Origin of the sequence: Mycobacterium arosiense ATCC BAA-1401 = DSM 45069, assembly GCF_002086125.1 — a bacterium.
Taxonomy (GTDB): domain Bacteria; phylum Actinomycetota; class Actinomycetes; order Mycobacteriales; family Mycobacteriaceae; genus Mycobacterium; species Mycobacterium arosiense.
In genome coordinates, this window is record NZ_MVHG01000005.1 from 146,007 (window position 1) to 156,480 (window position 10,474).

Genomic DNA, 10,474 nt, shown 5'->3' on the forward strand with positions numbered 1-10,474 from the left:
GTCACGGCCCTTGGTTGAAGTGGTAGGGAACGACCAGCGGGTTGCCGGGGTTGTACGGCCCACCTCCGGTGCAAGGGCTGGGCATCTGGCCGATGGTGCGGCCCCATTGCAGCTCTAGCTCGGTCAGGTTGCACTCAAAGCGTGTTCCGGTGAAAAACGACGCGTCGAGTCGACTCAGGGTCAGGTCGATCACCGCGGTCAAGTTGGCATAGTCGCCACGCAGCCATTTGCTCATGGTGTCTCGGGGCCACGGGAAGGTTCCGTAGAAACCGATAGCGCGAGTCAGCGCCGGTCCGGCATCGGCCAGTGACTGCAGCACCGGGCCGAGGTCCTTGAGCTCCTTGACCAGGTTCTCCTTGGTCTTGTTCACCGAGTCAGCGGCAAGCGCGCCGAATTTTCCTGCGTCGCCCAGCGCCTCGGCGAGGTTGTCCCGCTCACGTTCCAGCACGGCCAAGGCGTCCGGGACCGTCTTGAGCGCCTTGTCGATCACCGGCTTTTGGTCGGCGAATTGGCCGACGAGGTTGTTGAGGCTGTCGGTTGCCGCGATGATGTCCGCTTTTTGATCGTTGAGGTAGCCGACGAACCTATCAAGCTGCCCGAGCAGGCTTCTCAGGTCTTGCTCGCGACCGGTAAACGCTGTCCCCAATGACTTGGTGATGTCTTGGAGTTGGCCGAGGCCGCCGCCGTTGAGTAGAAGTGAAACCGCGGCCAGGGTGCGTTCGGTCGAGGGATAGCTGGTGGCCGACGCAAGCCGAATGAGTGACCCGTTTTTGAGCTTCCCCTGGGGTGGCACGCCGGTCGGTGGCGCCAATTCGACGTGCACCGACCCGAGCAAGCTGGTTTGTCCGATGGTGGCGGTCGCGTTGGCCGGCAGCTCAACGTCGCCGTCGATGGTCATGGTGACGAGTGCATGCCAACCCTGAAGCTCGATGTTGGTGACATTCCCGACGGTGACATCGTTGACTCGGACACGCGAATTCCGTTGTAAATTCTGGACATCGGGCATTTGCGCTTGAATCGTGTAGGCGCCTGGACTCCGGCCTTTGGTTCCGGGAAGGGTAAACGAGTTCGCGCCATGGAAATCGCAGCCAGAGAGCGCGGCCACAACCAGCGTCGCAACGAGCGCCGTGGCGAAGTGCCACCAGCTCCGTGGTCGAGTCACTGTCCACCTCCGGGTGGCGTCATCATTCCTCGCAGGCCATCGGCCGGGTTGGTAGATACGGGTTCTTTAGCCGGCGGCGCGGTCGGCGCCTCTGGCGCCGGTGGGGCGCCGGCCGGGGCCGGCGGGTTGGCCGGATCAGCAGCCTCAGGCGAGTCGGCCGATGGCGGTGGCCGCGGGGGAATGTAGTCCGGTCGCAGCCAATCCTCGCTGTAGGTGATCTCGTTGGGGCGCGCCGAGGCGCCGACGAACAGATTTTCTCCCAGGGGCGGGAAGTTGTACTGGCGGTTTTTGATGATGGGCGCCAGGTACTGCACACACAGTTTGGCTGACTGCTTGCTGCCCTGACGCGATGCCGCCTGGATTGCTGAGCACAGGAATTGAATAGGGTTGGCGAAGTTGTTGATCGCGAGCGCGCCGGTCAGCGTGCCCTGCGCGGGTTGGTAGATATTCAAGAAGTTTTGGAACGCTGTCGGGCCGACGTGCAGCACCTGTTTGACGTCGTCCAGGCTTTCGTTCAGGGCTGTCGATACCGAGGCCAGCTTGTCTGAGGTCGTACCTAGCGTTTCACGGTTATCGGCCACGAAGTTTCGGACGTCGTCGGCGACGTCGTCGAGGTCGTGAACCGCATTGCCTACTTGGTTTGGGTCTTCGGCCAGCAGGCCGGTTGTCGCGGCCAGATTCTGGTTGAGCTGGCCCAACACGTCGCTGCTGTCATGCAACGCGGAGACCAGGATCGACAGGTTCTTCACGGTGCCGAACAGATCGTTGCGGTGATCGCCGAGCGCGGAAATCGCTTGCGACAGCTTGATTATCGTGTCGCGGATATCAGGGCCCTGACCGCGCAGGTTGTCGGCCGCGGTATTGATGAATGCCCCGAGGGTGCTGGTTCCACCCGGTTGGGTGGGTTGCAGAGTCTGGCTCAGCTTTTCGAGCTGCCGGCGAAAGTCGTCGTATTCCACCGGAACGGCGGTGCGCTGCTGAGGAATCACCGCACGGTCGGGCAGCACCGGACCTCCGGTATAGGGCGGCGTCAACTGAATGGAGCGTGGCGTCACCAGTGACGGCGACAGGATCACCGCCTTGGCGTCGACCGGCACCTTGTACTTGTCGTCGTACCAGAAACTGATTTTGACACCGTCTGGCAGTGGCTCGATTTTTTCGACCTTGCCCACACGCACCCCGAGGATTACCACGTCGTCGCCGCCGTAGAGGCCGGTGCTGTTGGCGAAGTATCCGGTGACGTAGATGCGGCCGATGCCGGCCGAGTGGACCAGCGTGACAATTCCGCCGACAAGCACCGCGACCAAGGTGATGGCCACGGCGATCCTGGCCTTACCTGCGCTCAATGTCCACCAACTTCGATTTGGGTCGGCGGGTCCGGAGTCGGGATTGATTGTCCTTCACCGGGACCCGGCGCCGCGGGAGGTCCTGGCGGCGGCCCGCCGGGTGGTGGCGCGGCGGGCGGCTCTCGATAGGGATAGCAGCCAGGCCCAGGTAGCGGCACACCGGCTGGACCGCACGAATGATCGTTCGGGTTGCCGGTGATGGCGTCCGGGATGGTCGTGCGCGGGCCGCCACCCTGGCCGGTCCGCGGGTACGGAATCGGCAGCGGTGGAGTAGCCGGCTGCCCGGTCTGGGGATCGGCGCGTTGGGAGGGCAGCAGAACATTGGGGTCCAGTCCTAAATCGGAGAACGCCGCGTCGATGAAGGGTTGCACGAACTGGCCGGGAAACAGATTGACTAAGTAGGCCTTGAAGAAAGGGCCGGATGAGACCGATTCACCCAGGCTCAGGGCGTATTTGCTGAGCCCGGTAATAGCCTTCTGCACATTCTGTTTGTGGTTGTCCACCATCGTAAGCACGCCGTTGAGTTTGTCGAGCGCAGGCTTGAACGTGTTGCGGTTCTCGCTGATGAATCCCTTGAGCTGCCGGGCTAGGGCCGACAGATTGTGCGAAATCTGTTCCAGTGAACGGCTTTGGCTTCGCAGTTGCACCAGCAGGGCATTGGTGTTAGCGACGAGTCCGACGATCTTGTCGCTGCGTTCGGCCAGCACCTTCGTCGCTTTATCGGCATTAGCCAACAGGTTTCGCAGCTCGCTGTCGCGTTCGTCGATGGTCTTCGAAAAGCGGGCCACTCCCTGCACCGCGGCCTTCAGGTCCGGTGGCGTGTCGGAGAAGGTGTTGGCCAGCACGGCCAACGAGTTGGACAGCTGCTTGGTGTCCAACCCGCTGATCGTGGTAGTGAGATCACCCAGCGCGTCTGGCAACTGATAGGGCGACGTGGTTCTGTCGAGCGGGATCGGGCCGGCCAGTTGTCCGTCCCCACGCGGGGTGACCTCGAGGAGTTTGGTACCGAGCACCGTTCGTAATTTGATTGCCGCCTCGGTGCGGTCACCGAGGCGGACACCGTTGGCGACACTGAATTTGACCAGCACGCGCGGTCCATCCAGATCCACACTGGACACCTGCCCGACCCGGAAGCCCGACACTTGGACGCGGTCGCCGGGCAGCAAGCCTCCCGCCTCTGCGAAGTAGGCCGAATACGTCTTTCCGGTGTTGAAGAATGGCAGCTTCTGATAGTTCACCGACAGCAGCATGAGCACCAGGACGGCCGCGAGGCCGGCCGCGCCGATGACAAGCGGATTGCGTTCGGAGAAGGGCTTCATTTCGGCGTGCACCGTCCGGTGGCCTGGCCGGCCAGCTTGATGTAAACCGGTTGTCCCCCTTTGCCATTGACCTTGAGCACGAGGTCACACAGGTAGAAGCTGAAGAAGTCTCCATACATGCCCTGCCGATTGAGGATTTGGAACGCCTCGGGCCAGGTCTCGAGGTAATGATCGACATAGTCGTGATCGGCCAGAACGAGCGAGGTGGTTCGATCCGCTTCGTGCACCACCTTCGTCAGCGGCGGGCGCGCCTGGGCCAGCAGATCGGCCACCGACGCCGCAGCTGCATTGCCGTACGCCACCCCGTTGCTGATGTCCTGCTTGCGGGCCTTGAGGCCTTCCACCAGCTCAGCCAGCGAGTCGACCGCTTTGCCGAATTGTTTGCTCTGGCCGCCGAGCGAACCCAGGACGGTATTGAGGTTGGTGATGACTTGACCGATCAGTTGGTCGCGATCGGCCAGGGTGTTCGTCAAGGCGGCGGCCTGGGTGAGAAACGAGCCGATCGTGGCGCCCTGTCCATCGAAGGCGGCGATCAATTGACCCGTCAACCGATTCACCTGGTCGGGATCCAGCGCGCGGAACAAGGGTCGGAAGCCACCGATGAGCGCATCGAGGTCTAACGCGGGCTCCGTGTGACTCAGCGGGATCGTGTCCCCCGGATGCAGGAGCGTGACTCCCCCGGCCCCCTCCTCGAGGGCCACATACCGACCGCCGATGAGATCAGCAAAGCGAATAGCTGCCCTGCTGCCTTGAGTGAGCACTACCGAGTCGGCCGCGGTGAACTCGACAAGGACCGTGGAGTCGGGCTGGATGGTGATGTTTTTAACCTTGCCGACATCGACACCGGCGACGCGAACGAAGTTTCCGTTCTCGAGTCCGGATACGCTGGCGAACCGGGCCTTATAGGTCTTCTCCGGCTGGAAGCGCAACTGGGCGAAGACGGCGAGCAGCGCGAAGGCACCGATCAGGCATACGACCAAGTAGATGGTCAGGCGCCACAGGGCGCCTACCAAGTTCTCTCGCATGTCTGTTTTCCTCTGGTCGTGTCGGAGTCGGGGCGGTCAGGGCGCTGGGGCGTAGGGCGGTGGTGGCAGGGGCGAGCACTCTTGGGTGACGACCCCGCAGGTCGGCTGCGACCCGCCCGGTGTTGGCGGCACAAAGGGCTCGGTCCCTGCGGGTGGTGGGCCGGGGTCGCGCGGCCTACCTGGCGGTGGTGCGGGCGGCAACCCGGGGTAGAGCGGGGTGCCATCGGGCGCATACTGCGGCGCCCCGTACGGGGGGGCTCCCGGATACGGGATGGGCCCGGGCGCCGCTCCGCCGGGATGGCGAATGCTCGGTGGTCGGGGTATTCCTCGGGTGACGGGAGAGTAATCGACGTACCCGGGAAAACCGATGCCAGGGTTGGGCCGCATATCCAGCCCGCCGCCCCACCCGGTGTTGGTGACCAGGTAGCGCTGCGGCCAGTTCTTGTAGACGTCGGGTAACGATCCACAGCCCGGTTGACCGCCGGGTCCTCCCTTAGCGCCGTTGATCGGAAGGTTGTCGGGGAACCGGTAGGTATCGTCGCCGAGCAGCAACGCGACGTCGAGGATGACTGAATATCCGTTGCTGCCACCGGCGACGGGGAGGAAGTCGTCGAGCACGTTCTTTCCGCCGACGATCGTGCAGGTGAGTTCGGGGTTGTACTTCATCAATAGACGGGTGGTGGATTCCAGCAAGTTGACACCGTGCACGAGGTTGTCTTTGTTCGGGCCGATCAGGTTGGTGCCGGCGCGGGAAAGCCCACTGACATTGAGCAGCAACGCGTCAAGTTGCTTGGCATCATCGGTGATCGTGGTGCTTGTAGTGCTGACCGAATTCAAAACGGCCACGATGTTTTGCGCTGCCGCGTCGTAGGTGTCGCTGAATCCCTTCAAAGCGCGGAAGTCGGCTCGGATTGTCTCGCTGCGGGGATTGACCGCCAACAACACCTGGTTGAGGTCCGTGGTGGCCTCACCGATGAGTTGCCCCTTGCCGCGAAATCCGTCCGCTACGGCTGTGAGCACTGCGTTGAGCTTAGGCACGTCGATCTGGTTCAGCACCGAGACGAGGTTCTGAAATACCGTGTTCGTCTCGACGCTGACGTTGCTCGACGACACAACGGCCCCCGCCGCTAACCGATTGGGGCTCGGGGTGTTTGGGGTAAGTAGGTCGATGTACTTGGCGCCAAAAGCGGTGGTGGCGGTGATCTTTGCGCCGACGTTCGCCGGAATGTATCGCAGCTGTTCGGGATACAGCTCCAACTGGAGTTTCACGGGATTGCCCGGCTGAATCGCCGCAACCCGGCCAACCTGCACGCCGCGCAACTTCACCTTCGCGCCAGGTTCCATGACCAAGCCCGCACGATCCGACGTCACGGTCACGCGTGCGTACGGCCTGAGGTCTCTGTTAAACGCGGCTGTCGTCAGCACGATCGATCCGATGATGAACGCGAACAGGATGAAGGTCCACAACGCCGGTGGCAGCCCAGCCTCTCGTCGCATTCGTCGCATGGTCGTCATAACTCTCACCCAGACAGATGGAAGTTGCCGGACACTCCATAGGCGGCCAATGCCACCGCCAACGTCACCGCGACCGCCACGATCAAGGAGGTACGCACGGCGCGACCGACCGCCTCACCGACGCCCGCCGGGCCGCCCGAGGCGTGGAAGCCGTAATACGTGTGCACCAACATGATTACGGTTCCGGCGGCAATCACTTGCAGTAGCGACCAGATCAAGTCGGTGGGCTTCAGATAAGTGTGGAAGTAGTGATCGAACACGCCCGGTGACTGCCCGTATACAAAAATGATCAAGCTGCGGGTGGCCAGATATCCGGACAACGTCGCCATGCACCACAGCGGGATCACCACCAGCACACCGGCAACCACCCGGGTGGAGACCAAGTAAGAGACGGAGTGGATGCCCATCACCTCGAGCGCGTCGACTTCCTCGTTGATCCGCATGGCGCCCAACTGTGCTGTGGCACCCGCACCGATGGTGGCTGCCAGGCCGACGTCGGCGATCAGCGGCGAGGCTAGACGTGTGTTGATATAGGCGGACGCGAATCCGCTCAACGCCTGCACCCCGACGTCGGACAACGATCGGAAGAGCTGGATCCCCACAAGTCCGCCGGTGGACATCGTCAAGGTTGTGACGATCACGACGGTGCCGCCGATCATAGCGAGAGCGCCGACACCCAAACTCATGTTTGCGATCAGCCGTAGCGTCTCTATTCTGTAGCTGCTCACCGCTTCCCACAAAAACCCGAGGGTTCGAACGTAGAACGCGGTCTGGCTGCCGAGTCGGTTCCAACCGTCAACGAGGCGGTGCAGCGTTCTCGTCAGATGCGGCAAACGGGCCGCCGCTGGCGCGGCGCTCACATCGTCGCCTTGTTAGTGATCGCGGTCAGTACCACGTTGATGACAAAGAGCGCCAAAAACGTGTACACGACCGTCTCGTTGACAGCATTGCCGACGCCTTGGGGTCCCCCACCGACCGTGGTGCCTTTGTAACAGGCGATCAAACCGGCGATGAAGCCGAACAACATCGCCTTGGCGAACGCTATGACTAGCTCACTCAGCCCAACGAGCAACGTCAGGCTCGCCGCATACGAGCCGGGATTGACGTGTTGGAGGTAGACGGAGAACAAATAGCTGGCGACCAAACCGACGACGGTGATGATGGAGTTGACAAGGAACCCGTTCAATCCGATCGCCAGGACGCGGGGCACAAGCAGTCGCTGGACCGGGTTGATGCCCATGACCCGCATGGCATCGACTTCTTCACGGATGGCCCGGGCACCCAGGTCGGCACACATTGCAGTAGCGCTGGTCCCGGCGACTACGAGCACTGCCGCTATAGGGCCGATATACACCACAGCCGCCAGGGCGGAGCCAGCGCCGGAGGCGTCGGCGGCTCCGATCTCGACGAGCAGGATGTTGATGATGAAAATCGCCAGGGCGTTGAACGGGATCGACAGGAAGACGGCCGGCAGCATCGACACACGAGCGACGAACCACGCCTGGTGGATGAACTCGCGCCAGGCAAAAGGTGGACGGAACATCTGGACCAGCGTGTCGAGCGACAGCGCGAAGAAACCGCCAACCTCCCGTAGCGGCTTGGCGGCGCTGGCCGCCCGCCCAGTCTCGAGAGACGCCAGGATACTGGCCGCACCGGCCGCACCGGCCGCACCGGCCGCCCTGGACGCGGCGGGAATGGGCTCAGTATCTACCGCCACCACTAGCGTGTTCCCCGAAATCTAATCGCAGCCAACATTGGACTGTATGGATCCTCCCTCCGGCGGAAAGGTAACCCGCCGTCGTATTGATGTGGCATACAGCACAGCGGGACGCTACACCATCTCAGGAAGACAAGGCAATACCGGCCGCGCGGTGTTTCCAGTGGGCGAAGCGAATTAGATTTAGACCGCCGGACGTGATTTGCTGATTATCCCGACATTTTTGCACAGATTGTCGCACTCCCGCCAAGCTGGACGGATCCGCCAGCGGAATGCAAGCGCTACCGTGCGCGCTGTCCGACCCTTTAACCTGGGTCTTCGCGTTGCATCCTGGCTATTGCCGGAGCGATCCCCTCAAAGGCCGCCCGAATCATGACCGCTGCTTACAGCCAGGCGCCCGTCGCGCTATAAGTTTGCTAAATAAGTGCCTCTTTAGTAATAGAACCCAAAATTAAAATACGATTTTTGTCGTCGAGAATTTGCAGCAGGATAGCGGTCCGGCCACTCCTACTAATCGTCCGCCAGCAATACCGCCCGTGGGAGGAATCTCCGTCGTATTTTGGGATTTTTTATCAAGTGCACCTTGCGGATATGCACAATACGATTGCGATGTGCTTTCGCGCATATCCGTGCTGATGTGAGGCCGGAAGAACGCCGCGGACAAGTTCCGCTGCGGTCGTGTCGGTGCGCGCTCGGGATGCTGGTCCGGTGATCAGCCCGAAACTCACGAAGCGGCGCCCCGCGGACGCCGCCCCACAGACAGCGCTGCGACCAGCGGTTATAGGTGCCGACATCGCTACGAACTTCACGTCGGTCGATGCTTCCCAATCGCTTGGCGCTCCAGACTGGGCTTGCAGAAATACCAGTCGGCAATTTTCAACATTGCCTCGAAGCAGATGGGCAAGTAGCGCCAGTCCGGCGGCGGACCGCCGCTTTTGTGCGCTGAGCCGCAACGCAGTGCGCTAAAGAGCGTGGCCCGTCCGACAACGGCGGTTTTAGCAAAACATATATCTATATATCGGATTATACCTTTGGTGCGATTTGGGCTCTTCGTGGGCGATTCTCAATCGTTCTGTCAGATGCTGAACCGAGCGAGCTCGACCCGCGCCTCGACGACCGCTAACCGTTAGCTGCGCGCGGGAAACGTCGCTGGTACGCGCGCCCGTTGCCCATTGCCGGCGCCACAGGTGCGGGCGGTTGCACCGCTGAAACTTCGACCACCAAGCCAAACCGCCACCCAGCGGTGCCCGAGGCCGACCGCGATCGGCATCAATGCCTTGCCTGAGGCTTTATGGTGCAATTGTGACCGATCAGCCAAGCGATCGACATGCTGATTCGCGGGCCGCGAACTCGCCGGCGGACGAGGAGGAGGCACGTGAACGGCTGCTCGCCGCAGCCGATGCGTGCTATGAGGACAAGGGGCCGATGCGTACCCGGATGGGCGACGTCGCCCGTCGCGCGGGTGTGCATAGATCGACTGTGTACTACTACTTCCCCAGCAAAGACGCGCTTTTGGCAGCTTCCTTCGTACGACTGCTGACGTCTACCCTGAATGCGGTTGAGCAGTGCTGGCAGACCGACGAACCGTTTCTCGCTCAGCTAATCGCGGCATGCCTCCGCGGCACCGACATCGCTCGCGCCTCTGCGGTGATGCGCGCGCTCGTCGACGGCCATGAAGGCTTGGGCGCCGCCTATCGCGACGCAGAGGGCTCCGAGCTATGGCGTGCCAAACTCGCTGATGCCCTCGTGCGCCGGCTCGAGACGGCGGCCGCCGCAAACGAGATTCGTCAGGATCTGGCCCCCGACACTCTCGCTCGCTGGATTGTCCGCATAACCTTCAGCCTTATTACTGAACCCGCCAAGCCGGAAGACGGCGGTGATGACGGCGTGCTACGCAACTTGCTAATCGCCTCACTAGCACCCCGTCGGTAGACCGATGTACCACGCGACAGATGGCCTGCGGTACAAGGCGCTTCGGCGGTTCCGATGTCGCCCATACTTCGCGAAGGTGACCGAAACCGTACGGATTGACAGCTTCAATCCCAAGTCGCTCATCTTACATGGCCTGACCCCGATCGGTTGATCCATGGCCTATGAGAGTCTTGCGGCCCACGACGTGGGCAGGAAGGCTCGACAAGATCATGGCGACGAGGAAGCGGCACAGCCCCGAACAGATTGTGCGCAAGCTGATGGCGGCCGATCGGCTTTTGGCCGAGAGCCAGGACACCGCGGCGGTGTGCCGCGAGCTGGGTGTCTCCGAAGCGACCTATCACCGGTGGCGTAACCAGTTCGGCGGCTTGAAGGCCGAGGACGCTAGGCGGCTCAAAGACCTTGAGCGTGAAAACGCCACCCTGAAGCGGTTGTTGGCTGATGCGGAGTTGGAGAAAGTC

The 10,474-nt window shown here is 62.1% G+C and carries 9 protein-coding genes; 2 read left to right on the top strand and 7 right to left on the bottom strand.

Annotation, left to right across the window (positions count from 1 at the left end):
• Nucleotide 1: 1 nt before the first annotated feature.
• Genes BST14_RS04225 through BST14_RS04255 form a run of 7 tightly spaced genes read right to left on the bottom strand, consistent with a single transcriptional unit; the run spans nt 2 to nt 8,009 of the window.
• Nucleotides 2-1,162 carry an MCE family protein gene (locus tag BST14_RS04225; RefSeq protein ID WP_083063324.1) on the bottom strand — a complete coding sequence of 387 codons (1,161 nt, stop codon included), beginning with the start codon at nt 1,160-1,162 and terminating at the stop codon, nt 2-4.
• Nucleotides 1,159-2,508 (bottom strand): virulence factor Mce family protein, encoded by a 1,350-nt coding sequence (locus BST14_RS04230; protein ID WP_142279253.1) that lies wholly within the window; start codon nt 2,506-2,508, stop codon nt 1,159-1,161. Before BST14_RS04230 ends, BST14_RS04225 begins: the two co-directional genes overlap by 4 nt.
• A complete protein-coding gene (locus BST14_RS04235) occupies nt 2,505-3,827 on the bottom strand; it encodes an MCE family protein (protein WP_083063351.1) in 1,323 nt (440 codons plus the stop codon). Before BST14_RS04235 ends, BST14_RS04230 begins: the two co-directional genes overlap by 4 nt.
• Entirely contained in the window at nt 3,824-4,852 is a 1,029-nt protein-coding gene (locus BST14_RS04240; RefSeq protein ID WP_083063326.1) for an MCE family protein, read from the bottom strand. The genes BST14_RS04235 and BST14_RS04240 overlap by 4 nt, the downstream gene beginning before the upstream one ends.
• A 36-nt stretch (nt 4,853-4,888) precedes the next feature.
• Complete coding sequence (locus tag BST14_RS04245; RefSeq protein ID WP_083063352.1) at nt 4,889-6,358, bottom strand: MCE family protein; 1,470 nt, start codon at nt 6,356-6,358, stop codon at nt 4,889-4,891.
• A 14-nt stretch (nt 6,359-6,372) separates the two neighbouring features.
• Nucleotides 6,373-7,227: an ABC transporter permease gene (locus BST14_RS04250; RefSeq protein ID WP_083063327.1), complete on the bottom strand. Its 855-nt coding sequence runs from the start codon at nt 7,225-7,227 to the stop codon at nt 6,373-6,375.
• The gene (locus BST14_RS04255; protein ID WP_083063353.1) at nt 7,224-8,009 is read right to left on the bottom strand and encodes an MlaE family ABC transporter permease; all 786 of its coding nucleotides are present in this window, start codon (nt 8,007-8,009) and stop codon (nt 7,224-7,226) included. The genes BST14_RS04250 and BST14_RS04255 overlap by 4 nt, the downstream gene beginning before the upstream one ends.
• A 1,377-nt stretch (nt 8,010-9,386) precedes the next feature.
• Between BST14_RS04255 and BST14_RS04260 the strand changes: the two genes are divergently transcribed.
• Both BST14_RS04260 and BST14_RS04265 read left to right on the top strand, forming a co-directional pair.
• On the top strand, nt 9,387-10,016 hold the full coding sequence (locus tag BST14_RS04260; protein WP_245845289.1) for a TetR/AcrR family transcriptional regulator: 630 nt from the start codon (nt 9,387-9,389) through the stop codon (nt 10,014-10,016).
• Nucleotides 10,017-10,225: 209 nt separating this feature from the next.
• The coding region (locus tag BST14_RS04265) for a transposase (protein WP_142279254.1) at nt 10,226-10,474 on the top strand (249 nt) is incomplete at its 3' end.

Coding starts and splice junctions, on each gene's coding strand:
- BST14_RS04235 (WP_083063351.1), bottom strand. CDS start 3,827: ATGAAGCCCTTCTCCGAACGCAATCCGCTTGTCATCGGCGCGGCCGGC.
- BST14_RS04240 (WP_083063326.1), bottom strand. CDS start 4,852: ATGCGAGAGAACTTGGTAGGCGCCCTGTGGCGCCTGACCATCTACTTG.
- BST14_RS04245 (WP_083063352.1), bottom strand. CDS start 6,358: ATGCGACGAATGCGACGAGAGGCTGGGCTGCCACCGGCGTTGTGGACC.